This is a genomic window from Sulfuricurvum sp. (assembly GCF_023229695.1).
GTDB lineage: Bacteria > Campylobacterota > Campylobacteria > Campylobacterales > Sulfurimonadaceae > Sulfuricurvum.
The window spans coordinates 39,078-65,475 of sequence record NZ_JALNYS010000004.1 but is presented as its reverse complement, the minus strand read 5'-3'; the positions used below and the strand labels follow the sequence as shown (position 1 = coordinate 65,475).

Annotated in this window: 22 protein-coding genes; 18 read left to right on the top strand and 4 right to left on the bottom strand. The window is 43.8% G+C overall.

The annotated features are described in order from the left end of the window. Positions 1-127: 127 nt before the first annotated feature. Genes galU through M0P91_RS03605 form a run of 4 tightly spaced genes read right to left on the bottom strand, consistent with a single transcriptional unit; the run spans position 128 to position 3,528 of the window. Positions 128-970, bottom strand: a complete 843-nt coding sequence (gene galU, locus M0P91_RS03620) for a UTP--glucose-1-phosphate uridylyltransferase GalU (RefSeq protein WP_295064639.1) — start codon at positions 968-970, stop codon at positions 128-130. Between the two features lie 24 nt (positions 971-994). Beyond that, positions 995-2,014 carry a UDP-glucose 4-epimerase GalE gene (gene galE, locus M0P91_RS03615; RefSeq protein WP_295064636.1) on the bottom strand — a complete coding sequence of 340 codons (1,020 nt, stop codon included), beginning with the start codon at positions 2,012-2,014 and terminating at the stop codon, positions 995-997. Positions 2,015-2,069: 55 nt separating this feature from the next. Beyond that, the gene (locus tag M0P91_RS03610; RefSeq protein ID WP_295064633.1) at positions 2,070-2,888 is read right to left on the bottom strand and encodes a ParB/RepB/Spo0J family partition protein; all 819 of its coding nucleotides are present in this window, start codon (positions 2,886-2,888) and stop codon (positions 2,070-2,072) included. Next, positions 2,869-3,528 carry a ParA family protein gene (locus M0P91_RS03605; protein ID WP_295064629.1) on the bottom strand — a complete coding sequence of 220 codons (660 nt, stop codon included), beginning with the start codon at positions 3,526-3,528 and terminating at the stop codon, positions 2,869-2,871. Before M0P91_RS03605 ends, M0P91_RS03610 begins: the two co-directional genes overlap by 20 nt. A gap of 261 nt (positions 3,529-3,789) precedes the next feature. On the opposite strand from M0P91_RS03605, the gene M0P91_RS03600 reads away from it, so the two are divergent. The 18 genes from M0P91_RS03600 (at position 3,790) to M0P91_RS03515 (ending at position 26,395) form a co-directional block, all read left to right on the top strand. Then, entirely contained in the window at positions 3,790-5,001 is a 1,212-nt protein-coding gene (locus M0P91_RS03600) for an AAA family ATPase (protein ID WP_295064627.1), read from the top strand. Further along, on the top strand, positions 5,002-5,859 hold the full coding sequence (locus M0P91_RS03595; protein WP_295064626.1) for a RepB family plasmid replication initiator protein: 858 nt from the start codon (positions 5,002-5,004) through the stop codon (positions 5,857-5,859). Between the two features lie 996 nt (positions 5,860-6,855). Continuing rightward, on the top strand, positions 6,856-8,109 hold the full coding sequence (locus M0P91_RS03590) for a tetratricopeptide repeat protein (protein WP_295064624.1): 1,254 nt from the start codon (positions 6,856-6,858) through the stop codon (positions 8,107-8,109). A gap of 45 nt (positions 8,110-8,154) precedes the next feature. After that, positions 8,155-8,946 carry an endo alpha-1,4 polygalactosaminidase gene (locus M0P91_RS03585; protein WP_295064622.1) on the top strand — a complete coding sequence of 264 codons (792 nt, stop codon included), beginning with the start codon at positions 8,155-8,157 and terminating at the stop codon, positions 8,944-8,946. Between the two features lie 43 nt (positions 8,947-8,989). Beyond that, on the top strand, positions 8,990-10,456 hold the full coding sequence (locus M0P91_RS03580; RefSeq protein WP_295064620.1) for a TolC family protein: 1,467 nt from the start codon (positions 8,990-8,992) through the stop codon (positions 10,454-10,456). Next, positions 10,456-12,039 (top strand): GT4 family glycosyltransferase PelF, encoded by a 1,584-nt coding sequence (pelF, locus tag M0P91_RS03575; protein ID WP_295064617.1) that lies wholly within the window; start codon positions 10,456-10,458, stop codon positions 12,037-12,039. The genes M0P91_RS03580 and pelF overlap by 1 nt, the downstream gene beginning before the upstream one ends. Continuing rightward, complete coding sequence (locus tag M0P91_RS03570; protein ID WP_295064615.1) at positions 12,032-13,651, top strand: hypothetical protein; 1,620 nt, start codon at positions 12,032-12,034, stop codon at positions 13,649-13,651. Before pelF ends, M0P91_RS03570 begins: the two co-directional genes overlap by 8 nt. A 12-nt stretch (positions 13,652-13,663) precedes the next feature. Further along, positions 13,664-14,629 carry a hypothetical protein gene (locus M0P91_RS03565; RefSeq protein WP_295064613.1) on the top strand — a complete coding sequence of 322 codons (966 nt, stop codon included), beginning with the start codon at positions 13,664-13,666 and terminating at the stop codon, positions 14,627-14,629. 33 nt (positions 14,630-14,662) lie between these two features. Then, positions 14,663-16,933 carry a hypothetical protein gene (locus M0P91_RS03560; protein ID WP_295064611.1) on the top strand — a complete coding sequence of 757 codons (2,271 nt, stop codon included), beginning with the start codon at positions 14,663-14,665 and terminating at the stop codon, positions 16,931-16,933. Beyond that, positions 16,930-17,838 (top strand): GNAT family N-acetyltransferase, encoded by a 909-nt coding sequence (locus tag M0P91_RS03555; protein ID WP_295064609.1) that lies wholly within the window; start codon positions 16,930-16,932, stop codon positions 17,836-17,838. The genes M0P91_RS03560 and M0P91_RS03555 overlap by 4 nt, the downstream gene beginning before the upstream one ends. A 71-nt stretch (positions 17,839-17,909) precedes the next feature. Beyond that, positions 17,910-18,800 (top strand): GNAT family N-acetyltransferase, encoded by an 891-nt coding sequence (locus M0P91_RS03550; protein WP_295064607.1) that lies wholly within the window; start codon positions 17,910-17,912, stop codon positions 18,798-18,800. A gap of 11 nt (positions 18,801-18,811) precedes the next feature. Then, positions 18,812-19,843: an SDR family oxidoreductase gene (locus M0P91_RS03545; protein WP_295064605.1), complete on the top strand. Its 1,032-nt coding sequence runs from the start codon at positions 18,812-18,814 to the stop codon at positions 19,841-19,843. 81 nt (positions 19,844-19,924) lie between these two features. Beyond that, positions 19,925-21,172 carry a Vi polysaccharide biosynthesis UDP-N-acetylglucosamine C-6 dehydrogenase TviB gene (gene tviB / locus M0P91_RS03540; protein WP_295064936.1) on the top strand — a complete coding sequence of 416 codons (1,248 nt, stop codon included), beginning with the start codon at positions 19,925-19,927 and terminating at the stop codon, positions 21,170-21,172. Further along, positions 21,172-22,098 carry a glycosyltransferase family 2 protein gene (locus tag M0P91_RS03535; RefSeq protein ID WP_295064603.1) on the top strand — a complete coding sequence of 309 codons (927 nt, stop codon included), beginning with the start codon at positions 21,172-21,174 and terminating at the stop codon, positions 22,096-22,098. Before tviB ends, M0P91_RS03535 begins: the two co-directional genes overlap by 1 nt. Further along, the gene (locus M0P91_RS03530) at positions 22,095-22,829 is read left to right on the top strand and encodes a polysaccharide deacetylase family protein (RefSeq protein ID WP_295064601.1); all 735 of its coding nucleotides are present in this window, start codon (positions 22,095-22,097) and stop codon (positions 22,827-22,829) included. Before M0P91_RS03535 ends, M0P91_RS03530 begins: the two co-directional genes overlap by 4 nt. Then, positions 22,826-23,815, top strand: a complete 990-nt coding sequence (locus M0P91_RS03525; protein WP_295064599.1) for a lysylphosphatidylglycerol synthase transmembrane domain-containing protein — start codon at positions 22,826-22,828, stop codon at positions 23,813-23,815. The genes M0P91_RS03530 and M0P91_RS03525 overlap by 4 nt, the downstream gene beginning before the upstream one ends. Next, positions 23,812-24,846: an efflux RND transporter periplasmic adaptor subunit gene (locus M0P91_RS03520; protein ID WP_295064597.1), complete on the top strand. Its 1,035-nt coding sequence runs from the start codon at positions 23,812-23,814 to the stop codon at positions 24,844-24,846. The genes M0P91_RS03525 and M0P91_RS03520 overlap by 4 nt, the downstream gene beginning before the upstream one ends. Positions 24,847-24,859: 13 nt before the next feature. Next, the gene (locus tag M0P91_RS03515) at positions 24,860-26,395 is read left to right on the top strand and encodes an HD domain-containing phosphohydrolase (protein WP_295064595.1); all 1,536 of its coding nucleotides are present in this window, start codon (positions 24,860-24,862) and stop codon (positions 26,393-26,395) included. Positions 26,396-26,398 lie beyond the last annotated feature (3 nt).

Genomic DNA, 26,398 nt, shown 5'->3' with positions numbered 1-26,398 from the left:
TAACTAAACATTCACACATAAAACTTCCTCTCTTGATTAACTTAAAATAAAACATCACCATGGTTACTTGCTGTAGAAATATAACATTTTTACACTTTATCTACACTTTTATACGTATTTTCTGATGTTATGCACATGACGAACCCTTTTTCTCTTGCTCTAAATTATAAAGTTCAACCGTTGCACGTACATATCCGTCAATACTTCCGCAATCGTACCGTATCCCCTCAAATTTGTAAGCAATCACTTTTCCCGCTTTTGCCAACTGCAAAAGAGCATCCGTGATTTGAATTTCACCGCCTTTCCCCGGCTCGGTTTCACGCAATATATCAAAAATATCCGGTGTAAGAATGTAGCGGCCGATAATGGCAAGATTGGTTGCTGCTTCTGATGGAAGTGGTTTTTCAACCATATTTGAAACACGAAAAATATTTTTTTTGATCTCCTCCCCATCAATAATGCCGTATTTTTCAGTTTCCGTAGCGTCAACCTCTTCAATAGCGACAATGCAGCATCGATATTTTTTAAACAATTCAACCATCTGGCTTAGCACACCTTTTTCTTTATTAATACACAAATCGTCCGCCAATACTACCGCAAAAGATTCATCTCCGATAAGTGTTTCACCCGTCAAAATGGCGTGGCCAAGCCCCTTCATCTCCCTTTGCCGTGTATAAGAGAAGGTACACACATCGATTACATCACGAATATCCGCTAACATTTTTTCTTTTTCCGTTCCGCGAATCTGATGTTCCAATTCATAGCTGACATCAAAATGATCTTCAATGGCCCTTTTGCCGCGCCCGGTAACGATTGCCATTGTTGTGATCCCCGCTTTCATCGCTTCCTCAACTCCGTATTGAATAAGCGGTTTGGTTAAGACCGGCAACATCTCTTTTGGCATTGCTTTGGTGGCCGGTAAAAAACGGGTTCCGTATCCGGCTGCAGGAAAAAGGCATTTATTGATCATCACTTACCCCCGTTTTATAAAATATCATATAGTGCATACTGTGTTTTTGTACCCTTGCGGATTTTTGGATTGAAAATTCCATTCGTCTTTGCACATCCTCTCCAAATCGCGTGATGCCTTCCACCCCATTAATGTTTTTGCTAAAGAGGGGTCAGCGTAGCATGCGGCGATGTCCCCTGCCCTTCTTTTTTCAATTCTATATGAAACCTCTCTGCCGCTTGCTTTTTCAAACGCTTTTATCACTTCCAATACGCTGTACCCTAGTCCTGTCCCCAGATTGAGTGCGGTGCATTGAGGCTCACTCAAATATTGCAGTGCCTTTAGATGCCCATCGGCTAAATCGGTAACATGGATATAGTCTCTCACCCCTGTTCCATCAGGTGTATCGTAATCATCTCCCCAAACATTAAGAGTTTTCCTGACCCCTGCTGCTACTTGCGCTATATAGGGCATTAAGTTATTGGGTATCCCCTGTGGATCTTCACCGATCAATCCGCTTTCATGGGCCCCTACCGGATTGAAATACCGCAGAATCATGATCTTCCAATGCGTATCGGATTTGTAAAGATCCCGTAATATTTCTTCAATCACCAACTTTGTTTGGCCATATGGATTTGTTGTCCGCAACGGATGTTTTTCTGTAATCGGCAATTGTTCCGGTTTTCCGTATACCGCTGCGGATGAACTGAATATAAGCGTTTTAATATCCTCTTTTGTCATTGCACGAAGTAAGCTTATCGTTCCGTGAACATTGTTGTCATAATATTCAAGCGGTTTTCTCACCGATTCTTCCAATGATTTAAGTCCGGCAAAATGAATCACGGCTTCACATCCTCTCATCGCTTCTCTCATCGCTTTTTCATCTCGTATATCCCCGATGACCAGCTTTAAAGGTTTACCGGTTATTTTTTCAACCCTTTTTAGCGATTCGCAACTGCTATTGGAAAGGTTATCGTACGCTACAATTTCATACCCATGGCTTAAAAGCTCCACACAGGTGTGCGATCCAATATACCCTGCCCCTCCTGTTACAAAAATTTTCATACTTTTAGCCCTGTTTATTCTTAAATTTTCGGTGAGTTGTGCATGCACAACCTATTTATCGCCCCAATATGTTCTCAATCTCTTGAAGCAGTTTGTCGATTCTTGTACGATCATCATCGGATACCCCTTCTATATTCAAAATTATTTTCTTTTTAGACATTTGAATACGCCCTTTTTCTTTAAGCGGTTTGGTAAGAACCATTTTTATATAATCTAGCGATTCTTCTCTTTGTAATCCTTTGATTTTTTCATACGTATCTGTCAATTTCTCTTCTGATATTTTGTTAAGTGCTGAGAGAACGGTAATATCGGTATAATGGTCGTTTTGTATTTTTTGGATAAGGGTATCCGGTAGCCTTAGAATCGAAAGTGTTTTGGATAACCAGCTTTTAGAGACACCGATTTTATCAGCCAATTCGTTTTGACTCTGAACTACACCATCGTCCAGGATTTTTTTAAACGCAATCGCATTTTCAATGGGGTCCATGTCACTGCGCTGAAGATTTTCAACCAACGGAAGAAGGGCGAGTTGTGCATGCACAACTTTGTTCATTACAATCGCTTTAATGAACTCTTTTTTGAGATATTTATGCGCTTCGACACGGCGATGACCGGCAATAATGGTCAGAACATCCCCCTCCATAGCAACAACAATCGGTTGAATCAATCCATTCTGTTCAATGGATTCCGCCAATTCGCGGATTAGCTCCGGCTCCATCGTTATTCGAGGCTGATACGGATTTGTTTGCAATTTTGAAATAGGGGCTTCAATAACAACTTCAGGATTTTTTTCTACCGCATGAAGCTGTTCTGTCAGTGCCGCACTTTGGGAAATTTTTTTTGCCAAAGAGTAATCAATTTTTTTTCTTTGCATCTAAACCTACTTTTTCTTTAATTTCTCGAACAAACTCTTTCAGCTCTTTTGATGATTCTGATTTTTTATCCAACTCTCTAACACTGAATCCATACGCCACACTGTTGGCAAAATCGACACGACGCCGAAGCATGGAACCCATTAGATTAAAATGTTTTGAACTTTGTATGAAATCGCTCAGTTCCGTAAATTTTTTCTGATTTGGATTGGTTTTATTCAATATGACGTTAGTCGTAATCGTCATACCGGTTTGTTCGGAGAGCTCTTTTAAAATGGATTCATATTTGTGCAATCCCAAAATTTCCGTAAATTCACTGGAGACCGGGGTAATAAGAAAATCGCTCACCAAAATGGCAAAACGGTTCAAGCTTGAATCAAATCCCCCCGAATCGATAATAACAATGGTATCCTCGGCTAGGGCGTCAAAATAGTGTTCTAACTCTTCTGGCGTTGTAAAAACATGGACCGGAAGAGGTTTTTGACCCATCTCTTGCCGAATTTGATTGTAAGCACTGACCGTTTGCTGCACGTCTAAATCGATTACTTCCACATTGTGTTTTTTACTCAGTTCTACAGCGATGTTATAGGCAAGGGTCGATTTTCCAACCCCCCCCTTCTGATGCGATATTGTGATGATCATAGACGCTTCTTAATTAATTTGTCTTAGTATAGCAAAAATACGTTTTATCCGTTAGTCTTGTTAGCCTTTTTCCCCTCATAAAGGTATCTGTGCTAAAATATGAAAGATTAGGCTTCTTGCAAAACCTTGCATTGAAAGAAGCTTTCTGCCTCTAAGAGGCAAGCTTTAATGCCATAGCGGTCAGCGTAGTGCTTTGGATTTTGTTCAAAGGACGTTTAAAAGAGAGTTCTTCAAGAACACTCCTACATGAAAAGGCAGAGGATGGGACAACAGTTATACGATATTCAAATTGAGAGGACACTTTTATCAAGTTTGATATTTGAACCTCAGTTGGTTGAGATCCATTTTCATCTGCTTACAACAAATGACCTTTTTTTTCATACTTCTCACCAAGCGATTTTTAAAACTATCCTTGCCCTTTACAACGAGGGAATACCCGTTGAAGAAACGCTAATTAATAGTTATCTTACTAAAAACGGTGAAAATTACGAAGCCGAACTTTTAGAAATTCTTATGACCAATCCTGCAGCTTCAATACAGGCTTATGTCAAAGAACTTAAAAATTTTAGTGAAAAGCGGACACTTATCGGTATTATTAATGAATTTAATCGTGATTTGTATAATGAATCGATTGAAGCCGAAACCCTCTTAAGCCGTACTCTGGCACGACTGGAAGAATTTGGGCAAACCCATCGGGTCAATTTGCTCGAAATGCATGATATTACCGCTGTCATGCGTGAAGAATCCGAATTTATCTGCAAAGGGTGGCTCCCCTTTCCTAAAAAAACGGTCTCGCTCATTTCAGCACCCGGCGGCAGTGGAAAAAGTTGGCTTGTGATGCAGCTAATGATGCACCATGCGATTGAAAGCCCGCGATCAAAATCATTTGCATGGTTGTCAGAAGATCCGACAGGATTGAGCGCGTTTCGCGCCGAAAAAATTGCCCACGCTATCTTAGGGAGGGATTTAAAAGAGTTTTTAAATCGTATCGTCATCTCCGACAGTCCGACGATTCAAATTTTGGAAGAGCGGGGGAGAGGAATAGAGGTTAATCCCTATTTTTATGATTTTAAAAAGACTCTGTTCCCTTATGATTTAATTATATTGGATCCGTTAATCGCTTTTTTTGGTGCGGACGAAAACAATAATGCCCATGCCCGCAAATTTATGCAGCTGTTTACGGAATGGGCAGCAAAAGAGAATAAAACGGTTGTCTTTATCCATCACAGTACTAAAAATACGACTCAAGCACGGGGAGCAAGTGCTTTTACCGATGCGGTACGTTTGGTTTATGAAATTAGCCCCGTGACCAATAAAGACGGAACCCCGGACGAAACGCGTCCCCATTTACGTAAAATAACGTTAACCAAAGATAACTACGGTGCTTCAAAAGCTCTTGGCGGTAAACAAATTATTCGCCAGATTTTTCCTGAAGTTAAAACAGAGATACATTCGTTCATGAAGGATTTTTAGATGGAAAAGCAGCAATTGATTTTTAAAGAGTTTGATATTGTTAAAAAGTTTGAAAATTCAAACGCTACGGTCAGTGAATTGCGAACCGGGGTTTTCGCCCCTATTGAAAAAATCAGCTCCACTTCTAAAACCTATACGCAATTTATAGAAAATCAAAAAAAACGCTATATTGAAACCAGTTGGGGCAAAACGGTTATAAAAGGGAATATTCTGACCCAAACACATAGAGATTTACTCGATTGTTTATTTGCCGGTGCGAAAGAGATCAAAGAGTTGGATGGGGGGGCGATTGCTATCTATTTTTCTACTTCAGATATTTTAAAGTCCTACAGCGGAACGACGTCACGAAATACAAAATGGCTTAAAGATAAATTAGACGAGATACAGACGACCGCCATTGAATTTCGGACGACGGACGGAGAAGATTTTTACAGTTTTAATATCATCAGCTCTTTTGCCTACAGTACAAAACATAAAAGTTTCGGGATTGTCATAACGCCGGAGTATCGCAAATATTTTGAAGATCAGCTGACCGTTAATTATACGAAAGAGCTTCCAAAACTTTTAAAAGTTAAAAGTGCTCTGCTCCGAGCGGTGATCCGCTTTTTTTGGACCCATGCTCAAGCGAGTACGATGAGCATTGAAAACTTGTTGCAAACGATCGGATTTCCGATGGAGTCGCTTCGGACCAAGCAAACTGCTATCAAAGAAATCCGTGACAGTGCCGAATTATTAAAAGATTATGGGATCACCTATGAGCCTAAAACAAAATTGATTTATCGGAAAGCCTCTTTTGATAACGCTATTACGTTTATGAGTACGCCGAACAAAACGAAAGAGATCCCCGGTCTTCTCTAGGAGCAAGGGGAGGGCAAGGGGCTAGAGCCCTTGCAATCTTCTTGCTTGCTACAGATATCTATATATTCTATAGATATCTATAAATACCTATAGGGATGTCATCAAATGACTTCGTTATCGTCACAATATGACTGTATTTCTTCACAATATGACTGTATTTCTTCACAATATGGCTTCGTATCCTTCACAATATGGCTTCGTTGCAGTATTTCAATAGGATAAATCTTCACAATATGGCTTCGTTTTATACTTTTTAAAAGAGCTTCCTTCACAATATGGCTTCGTTTTTAAGGGGAGTCGATTCAATTTGACAGGTAGAACGTAGATTTGAAAGATAAAAAACGTAGTCAAATTGTGCATTTAGCAGCGCAAGAGTGCAAAATGGATAAAAAAATCGGTTTCTTCACAATATGGCTTCGTTTTATAGGGTAAAAAAATGGAATAAATTAACTAAAAAGAGTATGTTTAGTTAATTTCATGGCGTAAAGGTAAAAAAAAAAGAAAACTTCACAATATGGCTTCGTTTTTAATAGCAAAATGAAGGGAGACAATGGGAAGAAAATTAAAGTGAATAGAATGCACAATATGGCTTCGTTTTTTAAGAAGAGCAGGGTAACGGTTTGAAAAACTTTTGATTAAAAAGTAAGAGTAGGAACAAATATTAGTTACTGGCCTTACGCATCTTGCCCTAGCAAGTGCGTCAAGGGAAGTTAATCTCGCACATCCGAAAGATGCGGGTAGCTTTAGGGGGTTGTAGGGACTTTAGTCCCTGCCATTTTACGGGCTTTGCCCGGAAAATGCGTAACATCAATTAGTTAATAATTTTTTCGCACTTGTTTAGACAAGGTGTGTAGGGTCAGTTAACATTTTGAAATGAATGGTATAGAAATGAGCAGAAAATGCAGTTTTTATAAAAAGTCTTATGTAATTTACGATATGATTCGCGGGATTATGCCCTATCACCTTTTTTAATTACCTAACACAAGGATTTGTTCGATGGATTTTTCGAAACATGCTTTACCTTTTTGGCGGCTCTCTTTCGTCACCATACTTTTATCAACGGTACTTTTCGCAACGACATTTCAAGACGGGATAAAAGCTTTTGATAAAAAAGAGTATACAACTGCTTTGAAAATATGGCAACCTTTGGGTGAAAAAGGGAATATGGCCGCTCAATATAATTTAGGAATTTTGTATGAAAACGGCTACGGAGTCACCCGCAGTGATACGGAAGCGTTTAAATGGTATTCCAAAGCGGCAGAGCAGGGGCATATTGATTCGCAGTTTAATTTGGGTGTGATGTACGGCGCAGGGGTAGGGGTAGAGAAAAGCGATAAACTTGCCGTGAGCTGGTTTGAGAAAGCAGCCGCGCAGGGGGATAAAGATTCAAAGAAGATTTTAGAGACCCGTTATGCTAATTTGGATGCAGCTGTATCCGGTTCAACGGATAAAAAAACTGAGATCATTGCCGATGTGACAAACCAAGAGACTCAAGCTCCCCTCAAACGGCAAAAAGAGAAAAATAAAAAGTCGGCAAAAAAGAAAAAAAGTTCATTAAAAGAAGAGAACAAAGAAATTGCAGAGACGGTGCAGCCGATTACGGTAGCCAAAAAAGAGTTTGTTCCCGCAGCAATAAAATCGGAAACGGTTCCGACAGCACCGGCAGTACCGAAGCCTACTTTTACGCCGATAGAACAAACATCGACAGCAAAAGAGAATCAAAATGTTTCGGAAGCGGCAATATGGCTGATGAAAGCCGCACGTCAAGGGGAACCGCGTGCACAATACAATTTGGGACTTCTATATGCGGAAGGGAGAGGGGTTGCCAAAAATGATGCAGAAGCAGCCCATTGGTACACGGAAGCGGCACGTCAGGGGTATGCGGATGCGCAGTTTAATCTGGCGTTGGCCTATCTTTCGGGACGCGGAGTTGTAAAAAATGATACGCAAGCGGTAGCCCTTTTGAATGAGGCAGCGCAACAGGGCCATCCGAGTGCACAATTTAATCTTGGGTTGCGGTATGCAGACGGGCGCGGCATTGCGAAAAATGACGTACAAGCGGTTCAATGGTACATGCAAGCGGCACGCCAGGGGTATGCGGATGCCCAGTTCTATCTGGGACTGGCGTATGCAGAGGGGATCGGGATTGCTAAAAATGAGAATGAAGCGATTCGATGGTATCGCAAAGCGGCAGAGCAGGGGCATAGCCGTGCTCAGTACAATCTTGCAATCGCCTTGTCAAACCGCTAGGTGAAACCATTTCCGGAATGAGAAGGTGGTCTTTTGGAGTAATCAATGTCTTACAATAAGGCCATTGTGACCGGGAAACTTGCTTTACTCCTTTTTGCCACTTCTCTTTATGCAAAATATCCTTTACTGATTTATTACGGAAATAGTTACGATGTCGGGCATTTCGAACGGTATGAAACCGTTATTCTGGATCCTGACCAGTATCAAAATGTAGAAAAACTGGCGAGTCGAAGCTTTGCCTACGTGAGTTTGGGTGAGGTGAGCCGATGCCGTACGTATTATCGGACGCTTAAAGAGGAGGGGCTCCTTGATGGGAAAAATGCGGAGTGGGGGAGTCATCATATAAAGATTTCTAACGGCCGTTGGAGAGATTTATTGCTCGAAGAGGTGATCCCCCCTATTATCGAGGCAGGGTATGACGGACTGTTTTTGGATACCGTTGATTCGTTGATCGCCCGTAACGAGTCCGCAGAATCCATTATCAATCTGGTGTGGGCGATTAAAAAACGGTATCCGAAATTGAAACTGATGTTGAACCGAGGGTTTGAAATTGCCGATCAGGTCCCGATTGATGCGTTATTGTATGAATCAACGATTTCCCATTATGACTATAAAACGGAAATGTATTCGTTGTTTCCGTATGATTTTCGTTTTTACCCAAAGCGTAAGATAGAGCGTTTTAGCGTCGATTATTGGGATCCTGCTGAACCGAAAAAAATGGCGGAGATCTATCGTATAGCGTTAAAAAATGGGTACAAACCGCTAGTGACCACGATTACTTTAACAGAATTGCCGAAAGTAAGGTGTGATATAAGTAAAAACATCATAGAATACTAGTAATTAAAAAATTTATAATTATTTAAGTTTTGCGGGGTGAGAAATGGGCAGTCATGCGTTTAAACCGATTATTTTAGTTGCAACGGCTGTATCTCTTTTGGGTGTGCAGAATAGTGTATTTAAGTCAAGAAATAAAATTGCGAGAGAACCGGCAAATCTACAAACCCCGATTGACTACGGGAACGGGAGTTTGCCCCCGTTACTGGTAGAAAATCCTGAAAAAACTCCCTCCCTTCCCTCCGGATCGTTTCGCAATACGGTAGATACGGCTCTGCCTGCCGTGCAGTTGCAAGAGGGGAATCTAACCTTGCCTACCTATCTGGAGTTAATCGTACACGACAATACCGGTATCTCTAACGGTGCATACGACGCCAAAATAGAGCAGCTTCAAAATCTGATGGATCAAAGCCGTTATGATTTTGACATCACTTTTCAGACCTATGTCCGAGGAAGTCAGCTTCCGACACCCACAGAGGGGATGGGTACGACGCTTGAGGGGCGGATGGGTATTCAGGCCGATAAGCTATTGTATGACGGAAATCAAAATTATTACCGAAATGAAAATACGACGCTTCTGGAACGTCTTGGAAAGATGAAGAAGTTATCGGCAAAAGAGCAGGTAAAACTGTATGGTATTGAGCTTTATTTGCGATTACTGGAGTTGCAGGGACGAAAAAATTATATGATACGCTATCAAGATATCAGCGATAAGCTGTATCAAATGACCATGCAAAAATACCAAAACGGTGTGAATGATAACCCATACGATCAAATCAATGCAAAAATAGACAAAATAGCGTTGGAAAAAATCATGTTAGGGCTGCAATACGACCTTTATTCGGCAACGGTAGCTTTTAAGCAAGCAGGGCAGATTTCTCCGAGAGAAGAGGTAACGCTGGTCTGGCCGGAGATTCAGTTACCCGACTACAGTGCTGAAGATCTTCAGAAAAAAGCGATCGAGAAAAGTCGTCAGGTGGAGATAGCCGACGCCGTTTTTCGTCTGAAAACGGGTGATATTCTGAGCGAAAAAGGGAAAGACGACTGGCAGGTCAATTTGAACGGATTTGCCGGAGCCGGTTATTCGAAAACGACCACCAATGTAACCACTTCCAATTCAACGGGGGGGAATTGGCTGGTTTCGCTTAAAGCTACCCACCCCCTTTACAATAACAGCATCGATCTGGGGATCGAAAAAAAGATGGTTGAAGCATTGCGGGAAAAAAATAATTTGCGTTTAGCCCAACACAATGTTGTTTTAAGAGTCAATAAACTTTTTACCGACTGTGAGCGGGAAAAACAGATGCTTAAACTCTTATCGGTACAAAAAGAGTTGATGGAACGCCATTTAAAAATTTCCAAATACCGTTTCGAGGGGGGGCTTGACCCTTATGTCGCGTATGCTGCGAGCATGAAAAAGATGATTGAGGTGGAAGAGGAGATTCTGGTTACGAAAATCCGGCAAAAACGAAATGCGTATGAGCTTCATTTGTTAACGGGCGATTTGGATTAATGGATAAAGATGTTGGAAAAATACGTATTGTTCTGACCGGGGAGGGGACGTATCCGTATGAGGTGGGCGGGGTGAGTGTCTGGGCCCATTTGCTGATCCAAAATTTAGCGGAGATCGATTTTGTTTTGATGCCGATTATGATGCACCCTTACGTAAAATTGAAATACGATCTGCCGGATAATATTGTCGATGTGATTAAAGTCCCTCTGTGGGGGACGGAAGAGCCGACGGAATTTGTACGTTCGATCCCCTTTTCCTCTATTTTGTACTCTAAATTGCGAACCAGTGAACGGACTATCAAAGAAAAATTTATCCCCATTTTCGATAATCTGATTGATCATATCTACAGTGTCAAGGTCGATATGGAAGAGCTTGGACAGACGCTTCTTGATTTTTACTGGTTTTTTCAATCGTACGATTATCACACAACGTTTCGTTCGAAATTGGTGTGGGACACGTTTAAAACAAAAGTCTTTCAAATTTATGAAAAAAGTGAGGAGGAGGTACCGTCGGTATACGATATGGTTGAAGCACTGCGGTACATGTTTCGATTTTTTATTACCCTGCTTCCTCCGGTCCCCTATGCCGATATTTATCACTCGTCCGCTGCGGCATTTTGCGGTTTACCGTGTGTGATTGCGAAAAAAATTCACGGAAGCCGCTTTTTATTGACGGAACACGGTATTTATATTCGCGAACAGATGCTGCAGGCGTCACGAACGCAAATGCCGCTACGGACGAAAGAATTTTTGATGGATCTGATCACGATGGTGGCACGTCTGAATTATTATCATGCCGATATTATTGCTCCGGTATGCAACTATAATAAGCGGTGGGAGATGAGTTGGGGGGCTGCGGAGGGGCAGATCCATACGATTTACAACGGTATCGATACGGAACGTTTTAAACGGCTCGAAGTTGCCCGCTCAGTGCGACCGACCGTCGTGATGGTGGCACGGATCGATCCCCTGAAAGATATTGAGACATTTATCCATACGTGCGCTTTGGTTGCCAAAGCGATACCGGATGCGCTGTTTAAACTCTACGGACCGAAAATTGATCCTGAATATTACGAACGGTGCGAGAAGCTGGTAGCGACGCTGGGCGTTGAAAGAAATTTTATTTTTGCGGGGATGACTTCAAATCCTGCCGAAGCCTATAATGAGGGGGATGTCGTGATGCTGACGAGTATTTCCGAAGCATTTCCTTTTGTTGTGATTGAAGCGATGGCGTGTGAAAAAGTGATGGTTTCTTCGGACGTCGGGGGGACAAAAGAGGTTTTGGAGGGGTTCGGATATGTGGTCAAGCCCAAAGATTACGAAGAATTTGCCCAAAAAGTTTTATTGCTTTTAAGCGATAAAACGATGGCGGAAGAGATGGGAGTTGCGGCCCGTGAACATATTCTGAACGGTTTTCGGATCGAAGATATGGTTTTTAATTACCGGAATATGTACGAAGGGTTATATCAGCAGCCGCCGACTACAAAAATCTCGGATAGTTATCTTTATCCACATGAAGATAATTTAAGTGATGAAGAGATTAAAGAAGAGCTGGACGAATTTTTCAGGGTCAAAGATGAGTAATAGTATTATAAATAATACGTTTGAAGGGCCAAATCCTGAAACGCTGAAAATGGTAAAAGAGTGGCGCGCACTCTATGAAGCCATTACGCAGGGGAAGGGGAGACCGTTAAATCATTGGGAGATCACCGCTCTTTTAGAGATATACGGGTTGCGGGATATTGATGCGCGGGAGCAGTATGGGCTGGAGAGCCTTTTTGCATTGGCAAAAATGCTCACCGAATTTATTGAAGATTATAAATACGAGGTTAAAACCTATGAGCTGGAAGCACCCCCATCCAAAGTCAAACGGATAACGCTCAACTATTTTGCCGGAATGGCGTTTGCGCTGCCGATGCTTATTCAGGTCTTTTTTACCCTTGTTATCGGGTATGGGTTATGGTCGAGTCTTGATTTGGATGTGCGGACGGCAACGGCGATTGCGGTAGGGACGTTTGCGGCATTGGTTGTGACCGGCGGTCCTGCGCAAGCGATCGGGCGCAAAGGGCTGTTTTACATCAAAATGGAAGAGTACAATCTGGCCCATAAGATTAGCGGGAAGCTTTTTCGAATATTTATTGTCCAGATTATTATCGTCGGTATCTTGATCTACCTGATGAATTTTGTTTTCGATCTTATCCCAAAAGATATGATGTTGTACCTGATCGTCTATTATTTTCTCCTTGCTTTTTTGTTTACGACACTCGCCATTTTTTATATGATGGAACTCTACGGAACGATTGCCTTATATATCCTTGTCGGGGTGGTTCTGGTTTATTTTTTCCATATTTTATTTTTTCATTTAGGGATTATCCTTTCTCAGGTATTGTCGTTGTTGATAACCGATGTGATTGTTTTTGTGGATGCTTTTCGGCGGATCCGTAAACTTAAAGAGAAGAGCCGTGAGAAAGAGGGGGATGCGGAGCCGAGGCTCTCGCTCCTGTTTTACTCTCTCAATCCCTATATGATCTACGGGACCCTCTATTTTCTGTTTTTGATTATGGACCGCATCCTTGCGTGGAGTGCGACGCCGTTTCAGCCATACTTTATCTGGTTTAATGTCCGCGATGAGATCGGACTAGACTGGGCCCTTATCGTTTTGATTTTGCTGATCGGGATGAGTGAGGTGATCATTTACGAGTTTATGTACCGGGTCAACGTCGATATTACCAAACATCGATACGATGAGACGCGGATTTTTAACAAGATTTATCAGCGGTTCTTTCTGAAGTATAATATTATATTTTTTGTTATATCATTTTTCGTTATCATATTCGTCTATTTCGCCATATTTTTATTGGCCAAATATACCGATTGGGATTTTCTCGATGTATTTATGGTGGCACCGACCCCGTTTATTTATCTTTTTGCGGCGATAAGTTATGCCTTTTTATCGAATGCGTTGACCAATATCCTGTTTTTTTTCTCTTATTCGCGGTATAAAGCGGTTGTCAAGGGGATTGCGGTTGCGGTTGTGGTCAACATCATTGTGGGGTTGATTTTAAGCCGACTGTTGGGATACGAATATGCCGTTTTCGGCCTTTTGACCGGATCAATACTATTTTGGGGTTTTGTTATCCATTTTGGAAATCGGTTTTTTAAAAATCTCGATTATTATTATTATTCAGCTTATTAAGAAGGGGATGGAATGGAAAAAGTATTTGCGATAGGGGCAATTGCCCTATTACTGGTTTTTAGCGGATGCTCAACCAAAAATGATACATTCAGCGATTTGAAAAATGAGCTGCTTAGCGATAAACCGGTAGCGGTTTACAATGTGCCGACGAGCGGGATTTATGTTCTGGATAAATGGACGGAGAGGGAAGCGTTGAAGGAGTTCCCTTTTATCGCCCCCATTTCCCCTTTTGATTTTCACGGGAAATTTCATGACGATTTTTATGACAATCTTCAGCCATCCTGGAAGGGTGTTTCTCTGGATAAAGTGGACTGGACGTCACTTTCAAAAGAGCCGGCCCTTTACACGATTATTTATATCCAGAGCGTCGGTATAACGCAAGGGGGGGCAATGGTGGACGATTTTATGACCAACATCGCCAAAGCGTATAATATATCCCCTTCCAAGATGGAGATGTTAAAACACTGGATTGAAAACGGGGGGATATTATGGAGCGAAGCGGGGCTGCGTGCCAGCCGATTTGAAACCTTTTATCCTTACGGAGGGATTAACGATGCCAAAACGATGGCGCTGTTTTCCAAAGATCGGGGGAGTATTTTCGGATTGCCCGTGCGGCATCGCGTTTTGAAAAGCAACTCGATCGATATGGTCAATTACGAACCGGCTGTGATCGGGCTGCGAGCGGCTTCGTCCGCATCGCAGCTGCAGGGGGTTAAAAATGTCATTTTCCGATCCGGAAGTTTTATCGAAACCTATCCGATTATTCAAACGAATCCGTTGCTGATTGACAATGCAGGGACACTGTATGCCGGCTACGGTACGCTGGGGAAAGGGTTGATCGTCACTACGGTGCCAACGGTCTACTGGCAGGCGGATAACGACGGAGAGCTGTATCGATGGAAGCTTTTGTCGTGGGTGCTGCAGCGTCAGGGTGACGGGCGTGCCAAATTTCTGGAAAACCCGAAACCGAAGTTATAAGTTGACTAACCCGATGATTGGAAAAGAGAGATAATGGGTCCGTATATAGACTATTTTACCCTTCCGTGGGTGATTGAGATATTGATTCCGGAGTTTTTTAAACTGGGTATCTTAATCGCGTTTTTTTTCTACTGGCTCCCCTCTAAAGTATTTCCCCAAATCGGAATTAAAGACGGCTATGATAAAGTGATGTTCAATGTCCTTTACATGGTTTTGTATATCGAGATCATGATCCCCCTTTTGCTCGTACTCGGGATTTTTAGTTACCTTATTTTTCTCTCTACGATCGTCCTGACGAAATTGCTGGTCATGAAATATTATGACAAAATCCATTTACGGCTCTTTTTTGTCAAGTTGCAGAATAAGATACTGGTGCAAACGTTGGACGCTTTGGATGATTTGCCGCTATTTTTGCACACCCTTAAAATAGCCTTTGCGCAATACGTTAAGACTAAGTGGGAAAATTTTTCCTGGAGCGCTTTTTTTGTCGGAAGTGTTATCGCCCTTATCTTTCTTTACCCCACAGTATTGCTCAGCTTGCGGGGGTTTTTAACCTTTTCGTATGGGGCTTCGGACTCCGCGCAATTCTTCGAATGGGCATCCTTTTTGTACCGGGGAGAGCTTTTTTATGAGGGGAAAACTGCCGGAGCGGACTTTTACGGTACGACGGTTTTTAACTTTTTTCTTTCCGTCATTAGTAATCAGGGGTTCCAAGTTCTTTTTAGTATTTATCCGTTTTATGTCAATCTGTTTTTATTGTTCGGTCTTTTTTATTTCCTCAAAAAAATGACCGGTTCAACGGCGGTCGGGGTATTTGCCGTATTTGTATTCGGAGTTATTTTAATCAGTCCGTTGATTAACCTTTTCGGGGTCGGGAACTACGTTACCACCAATCCTGCCATTACCCATTTTCTGGGGATGAATTTCTATTTACCGTGGCCTTTGGAGACGTTGACCGGGAGTTCCGAAGGGGTCGGAATGATCCCCTCGACACGTCTTTCGACCGGTTTGCCGTATGAACTGAGCTATGCTTTTTATCTTCCCAACCTCTATTTTTTTATTAAATCGTTTTCATCGGATGAAAAAAAACATATCTGGTGGTACGGTGTCACCCTTTTGCTCGTTTTTACCTTTCACGGAGGGATTGCGATTTATTTGGTCGTTGTCAGTCTGCTGATAGCCGTTTGGGCTATACTGAACCGAAAACTGACACTGGAAAAATTGAAATACGGTGCGTTGGCCGTTTTAATTGCGTCAATCGTCGGAAACGCATGGCTCCTTTCGATTATGAAATACGGCGGTTTGAACCGAATCGGTGCGGCTGCACCGATTATCGATATTATGCTGAACAAACTCGGAGTTATTTCGAAATCGGCAAAAACGGTTATGGTGTATGAATCGGATTTTGCGTTTGAAGAGATCTATCTGGTTCTCCCCTCGTATGCGCTGTTAGGGTTGATTGCCGTTGTTTTTTTTCTTCTCATTGCGGTGCAGTTCACCAAACGCCGTTTTGAATGGAGCAGTATCGCACTTATCGCGATAGGGGTTATTTTTATTAATCTTTCGACGATTATGGGGTTGCCGAAATTTGTCGAACCCTCCCGTGCGGCTGAAGCGCTTCTCCTCTCCTGGGCGATGATTTCAGGGGTGATTTTTTACGTTTTGATCGTTTTGCCGGTTTCAAAGCTCACCGACAAAACACGATGGCGGGTTGTTGTATCGGGGATCTCTTTGGTAGCGGCTGCCGGTGTTGCATGGGTGAGCCCCAAATGGATCGAAAAACAGGAGTTCTGGACCGCGCTGAACGGGATTGAGTATTCCGATTTCTCCTATCTGGCCCATCGGATCAAAAAAGACGAGCAGCCCTTTACCTGGACGATTATCTCGTATGTCCCCGAATACGCAGAAATTTTAACCAAAGGGTACCATTACAATACACAGGATTTTGTACGCGAATACGATCCGAAAGAGCGGTATTTGAAGATTCCGACCCCCAAAGTCTTTTTATTTGTAGAGCTGATTCCCCATACGTACCGGGGGATGGAAGAGTGGTATTACCGGTGGCGCGGAGAGATACAGGGACAATTTAACGATTGGGTCAGTGTTTACTCGATTTACCATCCGGGACGGATAAAGGTCTATTATCAATCGCCGCATGCGATAGTGTATGAAATTAATAATAAAGAGTATATGGATCTCCTTTTTATCGAGGAGCAGAAAAAAACGGGGCACCATCCGATCAAAGAGATCTTTACCCGTCCCAATAATTTTGCGGATGAGAATAAAACGGGAAAAGTACAATGAGCGGCGACATTAAGCATACGGTACTTTCTGCCGATTTTATCCGCAGATGGAGAGATGCGTTTGCCGAGTTTTATCACTATTCGCAAGAGGGGGAGTTTTTAATCGTCCCTTCGCTAAAGGGGACAAATACCTACAGTTATCTGCCGGGGCTGACCTATACGGACAAATTGGCCGGAAACTGCTCCGATCTGCTGAACGACGCTCAGGGGAAACGCTATACGATCCGGACGATTGATCCGGATAAAGAGGAGTTTGGCGAACACGAGCCGGTCATAATGCGTCTGGATATATCGAGCGGTGAGAAAGAGCTGATCTTTCACAATCTTCATGAATCGACGCGCAAGCTCATCCGACGGGCGCAACGCGGCGGGGTCGTCACCCGTATCGGAAAAGAGAAGGTGTTGTTGGATGATTTTTATCTCCTCTATACGTCAACGATGCATCGGCTGGGGAGTCCCCCTTTTGCCCGCGATTTTCTTGACACCCTCGCAAGGTTTATCGAGTTGGAAGCGGTGGTCGCGTATGTCGAGAAGAAACCGGCCGCGAGTCTCCTTATGGTCTATGACGATGCCATAGGATGGTGTCCGTATGGCGGAGACAACCGTGACTATAACACTTCGTATGCCAATGAGTTGGTGTATCTGGATGCGATTTATCGCTCTATGGATCTTGGAAAGAGGGTATTTGATTTCGGGAGATGCCCTTATACCGTGCATAGAGGGCACGGTACCTACTGGTTTAAAGAAAAAATGGGGGGACACCCGGTCGGTTTGACCAATTATCGGCATAAAGACGAGGATATCTATTCAAAATACACGATGGCATCGTCAATCTGGAAAAAGCTTCCGAAAGGGATCGCCGATTTTATAGGGCCGAAACTTCGACGTTACCTGGCAGACGGATAGTGTGTCCGAAAGGGAAAAGTGAAGCAATATTTACGGATGAAAGGGGGAGTAGATGAAAAAAGGGGTGAAGGATGTATGAGAGTGTATTTACCGCCAATTTTGTAGAACGGTGGGGAGATGCGTTTGCTGAGTTTTATCGATACAAAAAAGAGGGAAAATTTTACATCGTCCCTTCGTTGAGCGGGAAAAAAACGTACAGTTATGTGCCGGGGCTCACCTATACCGATCGAAATGCACACGCATGTTTTGACCTTTTGAGTTTTGTGGAGGGGAAGAGCTATACGATCCGGACGATTGATCCGGATAAAAAAGAGTTTGCCGAGTCTGAACCGGTGACGATGCGTCTGGATATATCGAGCGGTGAGAAAGAACCGATCATGAAAAACTTTAATGCAACGGCGAGAAATCAGGTCCGGCAAGCCGAACGTGCGGGATTGAGGACGGCAATCGGGAATGAAAAAAAGTTGCTGGACGATTTTTATAAGCTCTATACCATGACAATGTATCGGCACGGCACTCCCCCCTTTAGCCGCGCTTTACTGGATACTCTGGTAAAATATATTGAGCTGGAGGTGATTGTTACCTATGTCGCAGACGAACCCGCTTCGGGGATGATCATGACAAATGACAGCGCGATTACATGGAACCCTTACGGGGGATCCAACCCCAAATTTTCCAAACTGTTTGCCAATCAGCTGATGTATCGGGATGCGATTTATCACGCCATAGAGCGCGGGCAGAAAATATTTGACTTCGGAAGAAGCCCCTATACCAAACACGGGGGGACCTATCTGTTTAAGCAAAGGATGGGGGCAAGGCCGGTAGGGTTGTGTGATTATCGGCCGCAGAGCGAGGATATCTATTCCAAATATTCCACGGCGGCGGCGGTATGGAAGAGACTCCCCAAGCCGGTGGCCGATTTTGTCGGGCCGAAACTACGCCGCTATTTAGCGGACGCATAAAGGATACGAAGATGCAGTATACCAAAATCTTAAATGAGTTGGACGAGAAGCAAAAAACATGGCTGGTGAGCGGGTGTGCCGGTTTTATAGGGTCTAATCTTGTGGAAACCTTATTGTCTCACAATCAAAAAGTGGTAGGGTTGGATAATTTTTCGACCGGTTATCAGCACAATCTGGATGATATCCAAGCGTGTGTAACGCCGGACGCGTGGGGTAATTTTTCTTTTATGGAAGGGGATATACGCGATTTTGAAACGTGTATGCGCGTGACGCAAGGGGTGGATATCGTACTGCATCAAGCCGCACTGGGGTCGGTTCCGAGGTCGATTGACAATCCGGTTGTCTCAAACGATTCGAATGTCACCGGGTTTTTAAATATCCTGACCGCAGCAAAAGAGAATGGGGTTAAACGGTTCGTATATGCCTCTTCTTCCTCCGTATACGGCGATTCGGAAGAACTCCCGAAGGTGGAGTCGCGAACGGGAAATCTCCTTTCTCCTTACGCGGTTACCAAATACGTCAATGAGCTGTATGCCGGAGTATTTCGCAAATGCTACGGAATTGAAACCGTCGGACTTCGCTATTTTAACGTGTTTGGAAAACGGCAAGATCCCCATGGAGCGTATGCGGCGGTTATACCGACATGGGTCAGTGCCCTTTTGAAGGGGGAGAGTGTTTACATCAACGGCGACGGTGAGACCAGCAGAGATTTTACTTACATACAAAATGTAGTGCAGGCAAACATTTTGGCGGGGACGACCACTAATGAAAAAGTTTTTGGTGAGGCTTTTAATACGGCGGTAGGGGGGAGAAATACCTTGAATGAACTTTATGGTGCTATTGTCGAAGGGCTCCTGACAAATCTGGAAAATTTTGTGAAAAAAGAGCCGATATTTCGAGATTTCAGAGCAGGTGACATTCGGCATTCCAATGCAAATATCGATAAAATGAGAGATATGATTGGGTATGAGCCGACACACGATATTTCAAAAGGGCTGGAAGAGTCCATTTCGTGGTATATCCACAATTTGAAATATTCATAGGGAAGCATAAAACGAAAATCGTTGCTTGGGCGCAATAGAGATGAAATTTATCCGTGAGGGAGATTAGTAAATATGGAAAATATAAAAATAGCGATTGTCGGACTTGGGTATGTTGGATTGCCGTTGGCCGTTGAATTTGGAAAAAAATATCCGACAGTCGGTTTTGATATTAATCAACACCGGATTGAAGAGTTGGTTTCGGGATATGACCGCACCCTTGAAGTGGAGAGTGAGAAACTTAAAGCTTCGGAATTCTTGTCGTATACGACCGATCTTGAGGAGATTCGCGACTGTACGATCTATATCGTGACGGTACCGACACCGATTGATAAATATAAAAATCCTGATCTTAAGCCGGTGTTTTCGGCAAGTCGAACGGTCGGAAAGGTTTTGGGAAAAGGGGATATCGTTATTTATGAAAGTACCGTTTACCCGGGCTGTACGGAAGAGGATTGCGTCCCGCTTTTGGAAGAGGGGAGCGGATTGACGTTTAACGAAGATTTTTTCTGCGGCTACAGTCCGGAGCGGATCAATCCCGGAGATAAAGAGCATACGGTGACGAAGATTTTAAAAGTGACATCGGGGAGTACCCCGGAGATCGCCGATAGAGTGGATGAACTTTACCGAAGCATCATCGAAGCGGGGACGTTTAAAGCCAGCTCGATTAAAGTGGCCGAAGCGGCGAAAGTGATCGAAAACAGCCAACGCGATATCAATATCGCCTATATCAATGAGTTGGCGTTGATTTTTGACCGGATGGGGATTGATACGCACGATGTCCTTGAAGCGGCCGGTACCAAATGGAATTTTATGAAATTCAAGCCGGGTCTGGTCGGAGGACATTGTATCGGCGTTGATCCCTATTATCTTACCCATAAAGCCGAAAGTCTCGGGTATTATCCGGAAGTGATCCTGGCCGGAAGACGGATTAACGACAATATGGGGCTGATCGTCGGGAAAAAAATTATTAAGTTAATGATTAAAAAAGGGATTCGGATCGAACACTCCTCTGTTTTGATTCTAGGGATGACCTTTAAAGAGAATTGTCCCGATATCCGTAATTCTCGTGTCATCGATGTGATTGATGAATTGAAAGACTACGGGTGTCGAATCGATATCTATGATCCGTGGGCCGATGCGAAGGAGGTGGCCCATGAGTACGGGCTGAGCTTATTGTCGGATCAACCTGAATTGGACCAGTACGATGCCATTGTATTGGCGGTGGGGCATAAGCAATTTTTGACATTGCCGTATCCCTCTCCCGAGGATACGATCATATACGATATTAAGGGGTTACTGGATAAATCCAAAATCAGCGGGAGATTATAATGGAAGCCGGATGCGAAGAACAAACGGATAGGATGTTTACCATTGTCATACCGGTTTACAATGAAGAGAAAATGATCCGGTCGGTGTTGGAAAATCTTAAACAAGATTTGGACAGCCATGGATTTGCAGAAAAGTATGAAATCGTATGTGTCAATGATGCTTCCAAAGATAAAAGCGGTGAAATTTTACGCAGTATCGATTTTATTTCCTTGGTTGAACACAAAATTAATCGGGGTTACGGTGCGGCGCTTAAAACGGGTATTTGTGGCGCACAACACGATACCGTGATCATTATGGATTCGGACGGGCAGCATTTGGCTGAGGATATTCCGGCCTTACTGGATGCATTTGAACCGGGGATGATGGTGGTAGGTGCGCGTGGAATCACCCAGACCAAAGCGAAGCGGGTTCTTGGAAAAATTGTGTTGCATTTTTTGGCAAAATTTTTGTTTCAGTACGATATTAAAGATCTTAATTCGGGGTTTAGGGTCTTTAACCGTTTTGAAACGATGCGCTTTTTTCATGTGTGTTCGGACCGTTTCAGTTTCACCACATCGCAGACACTGGCCTATCTTTCGGATCAAAAACCGATTGCCTACATCCCAATCAATATTCAAGCCCGCACCGAAGGGAAAAGTATGGTCAATATGAATGCGGGGTTTCGGGCGATATTGAAGGTATTGCAAATGGGGATGATATTTAAACCGATGCGGGTGATCCTTCCGATGGTCTTTTTCTTCGGACTTTTGACGACGGGCTCATTTTTATCCAATCTAATCGATTTCAATATGACCGATACGACGCTGACCCTTTTTATCGCTACGGTGATGCTGTTTGTTTTTGCCCTGTTATCGGATCAAATCAGCACCGTCCGCAGAGAGATGTGGAATATGCGGCCGCGTATGCGGGTAAGGGATTGCAAATGACGAGTTTAACGGTGGATTATGAGTTTGATTGGGGGGGGCGGATCAAATCGTGGCGTGCGATTGAGAAAATGACGATACCGCTTCTGGAGTGTTTCGAAAAAGCGGGGGCCAAAGCGACGTTTTTTGTCTCTGGTGAAACGGTTGAATCAACCAAACCGTTTTTAAAGATGATCGCAAATGCCGGCCATGAGATCGCCTCTCACGGGTTCAACCATAATCTGCGATACGATCTTTTGACCAAAGAGGAGCTTCTCAATGAGATTGTTCGATCCAAAGGGGTTTTGGAAGAGGCTACCGGAAACGAGATCATCGGATTTCGAACACCGCAGTTTCGGAAAAATCAATGGACCGAAGAGGTACTGACGGAGCTTGGGTTTCTGTACGATTCAAGCTCCGTTAACACCTCTTTAGCCGGGAGGTATAAAGAGCGCCAATATGAGTACGGCCTGCTCCCCCAGATTCCGGTATCGACCATTTACGGACGGTTCCCGGCAGGGACAAAATGGATTAACATTTTAGGGAAGAAAATTGATCCGCATGAGCATAAGGTTATCTATCTTCACCCTTTTGATTCGATGAGTATCAAAGAGACCCTTAACAGTTACCGAAAAGAGATCCCTTTGTCCGTCCTTGCCTTTTATTTGACCCGATTCGGGTCTATTTTAAAGACGGTAGAGCATCTCTCCAAAGATTCGGTGACCCTAGCGTCGACGGTAAGGAAATCAATTTGAATGTTTTCTCTAAGCGGGTGAAACAGTGGATTTTTCTTGCGATAAAAATTATTATTGCGATTGCGATCGTCCGTTATCTGGTATCGGGAATCGACTGGAAGGCGTTTGAAGCCGGTTTGCGAAGCTACAGCCCGGCGATGATCGCGGCAGGGGCCGTGTTGATCGTCTGGAACGATGCGGTTCAGGCCGTGCGGTGGAGTTATCTCTCACGGTATCAGTGCAGCTGGATGGCATCGGTCGAAGCGATTATTATCGGTGGATTTATCAATGTCATCCTCCCTGCCAAGCTGGGAGAGGTTTCCCGTGTTATCTATTTGCGCAATTTTTACAACTACCCGATCAATCGGGGGGTCGGAGTCATTGTGCTGGAGCGGGGCGCTGATCTTTTTGTTGTTGCATTAATGGTCTTGTTGTCTGCCTGGCTGGTTGCCGACTCTCAAATGATGAAAGATCTTTCGGTACTGGTAATTGTGGTGATGATCGGGGCGATTTACCTGTTGAAAAATGGAAACGGCCATTTTATTAAATGGGGAGCTTCCAAAATACCGGTGCGGGTGATTCGGGTATACGGGTTGAAAATCATCCGAGTGATTCAACGAGAGCTAGAGAATGAGCGGATTGTGATTGTTGTGCTCTACACGATCTTTTTACGGGGGACCTATTTTCTGACCATGGTTTTCTTTTTAACCCAGATCGGGGGATTTGTACTGGAATGGAAGGCACTTTTTATCATCTATCTGGTCGGTTCGCTGGCGATGGCGGTACCGCTTTTGCCGGGCGGAACGGGGACGTTTCATGCCGGAATCGTTATGGCGGCGGGGTGGTACGGGATTTCCAAAGAGAGTGCGTTTGCCATTGCCGTCTTGTATCATTTGTTGTTAAACATGGTTCCGATATTATTATCGTTAGTCATTCTTTTTTCTAAAAATATTTCGGTTTCCGGAATGGTCAAACTCACTACAAAAAGGGAAGGTGAAAGCGGATGAAATATCAACATTTGTATGGGAGTTTAATATTTTTGTCAATTTTATTGACCGGCTGTGTTAAATCGGCGGAAGAGCGTCAGGTTACGGATGTCAATAAAGAGACGGTTTTAAGGATAGAGGGATTTGTCCGTCCGGCAGAGGAGAGCAAGATCATGGCCCCCATCGACGGCGAGATCCTCTATGTGTTGAAACGCAACGGGGACAATGTCCATAAGGGGGAGACGATTGCCACCTATGACAAGCGTCCGATCTTGATTGAGATCGAAAAAATTCAGGAGAAGATACGCTCCAAACAGCGCTCTATGAGAGTCAATACCAAAGGGGGAGGGGGAGCGGAGCATGAAGCGGTACTGGATAATGCCAAACTTCAGCTTCAGAAAATCGCACAGCTCTATTATGCCGGCGCCGCAAGCAAAATCGAATTTGACAATGCCGAGGATCGCTATCTCACCCTTTTGGTTAATGAGGATGAGCGTCGTTTGGTTGAAGCGGGGCGCAATAAAGTATATGAAGAGGATAGAGGGGTTTTGCAAGATTATTATGCGGAACTATCGCAACTTCGCTATCAGCTGACCCGTACGAATATCATTGCGATGGGGGATGGATTTTTAACGAAGTTCAATCTCGAAGAGGGGCAGCGTCTGGGAACAAACGATGAGCTGGGCGAAATTATCAACATCGAGAATGTTGTCGTTTACGGTGCGTTGGCCCCCGGACTTTACCAGTTTGTGAAAGTCGGTCAAAAAGTCAAGCTCTCTTTTTTAACGACCCCATCGGTGGAAAGAAGCGGAGTGGTTGAACGTATTGTCCCGGTTGTTGATCCGGAAATCGGACGGATGATTATTCAAATACCGCTGAAAAATCCCGATTATTTTTTACAGCCTTCGACCAAAACACTGATCGAAATAACGCTAAGCCGGAAAGATCAGGAAAAAGTGAGAAAAATATTTTACGGATCGGATGAGCGTTCAAAATTTGTGGATAGTAAAAGCCGTATCGACGGGGATTACTCCAAATATCAAAAATATTAAAGAGGGGTAGAAGATGGCAAGCTTGGAAGAGACCCGTTATATTGCCAATAATGTTATTCCCGAACAGGTCAATGCGGTAGCAGAAAACGCAGGATTTTTCTTCGGGAATCTGACTATCCTTTTCTGGATAAGTGTGATCGCGATTTTGGTCGGTATCATCGGATTGCTGTACCGTCAAAACCAAAAAAACAGCAAAAATCTTCAAACGGCTCTGGATGTGGTCGGACGGTTAAGCCGCTCTTCCAACGGCACGGAAATCGAGAAAGTTTTCGAGGATATCTGCAAGGCTGCCAACGGTGAACATCTGGCCATGTACAGCCGCCGTCAGGAGATGTACGGATTGGTATTTGAGATTAATCTCAGCGGGAGCAACAAACATGCGGTCAGTATGCCCCTTTTGATCAACGAAAAAGAGGCCCATAGCGAAGACGGAAAATCGGGCAATTTTTTTATCACCACGTTTGTCGGACAAAACAAATTTTCGGTGGTGCGGCTCTATACGCGCGACAAAGTGATCGCGCACAACAGTGAGCTTTACCGGCAAATGCAAATCCTATGTGAAAACGGGATCAAGCTCTACAGTCTCGTCTCAACCGAGCTGACCACGGAGCGCCAGTCGCGCATTGCCCACATAACCACGAAGCTCTCGGCCTCCTTTTTGTCCTGGCAGTATGACCGTGAGCGATTTTTCTTTTTTATCTCCAACATCATTATGAAAGCGATCCGTGCGTACGAGGTGTTGATTCATGATGAAAAAAATAAAAAAGAGTACCACTACGGGAAAAAAAGCTCACAAGGGGTTTCGAAAGAGTTTTACATTCACCATTCGGGGTGCCGGATGACGATCGTAACCGCTTCAGCGCTGGAGCCGGATCAATTAAATACGATAGGGGGATTTGTCGACTCCTCCTACTCCCTTTTTGTCCATGAAGAGGATAATTTAAAACATGCAGAGCAGTTTTTGCAGTTTCTGATCCATTCGAATGAGGCGATGGAGCTGGAATTTCCTTATTTTAATCACCACTCTGATCTGGTGGAGAATATTGCGGTATGCCTTGCGCACAGTCTGCAATTGGACGCTTCGTCGATCAAAAATCTTGAAATCGCTGCTAAACTGCATGATATCGGAATGATTGCCGATGTCAGTTTTTCGCTGGGAAAACAGGAGAAACTCTCGGAAGGGGAGATGGATACGATTCGTAATCACCCCTTATACGGCAGTATTATTGTCGAGCCGCTCAATCAGATCTATCCGATCGGGGATCTGATTAAATGCCATCATGAACGGTATGACGGGCAGGGGTATCCTTTGGGGCTATTCGGGAATGAAATTCCGCTTCCGGCGCAGATTCTCGGATTTGCGGAGCAGTTTGTCGGATTGATCAGCGAGCGTTCGTATCGTCCGGGCAAAACGTTTCAACAAGCGGTTGCCGAAGTGCGAAAGATGTCCGGGCATGCGTTTGATCCGGTGATCGTCCGGGCATTTGAAGAAGAAGAGGGGGCCATATTGGCCGATCTTTTACGCACCATGCCAATGCTTAAACACTAATCT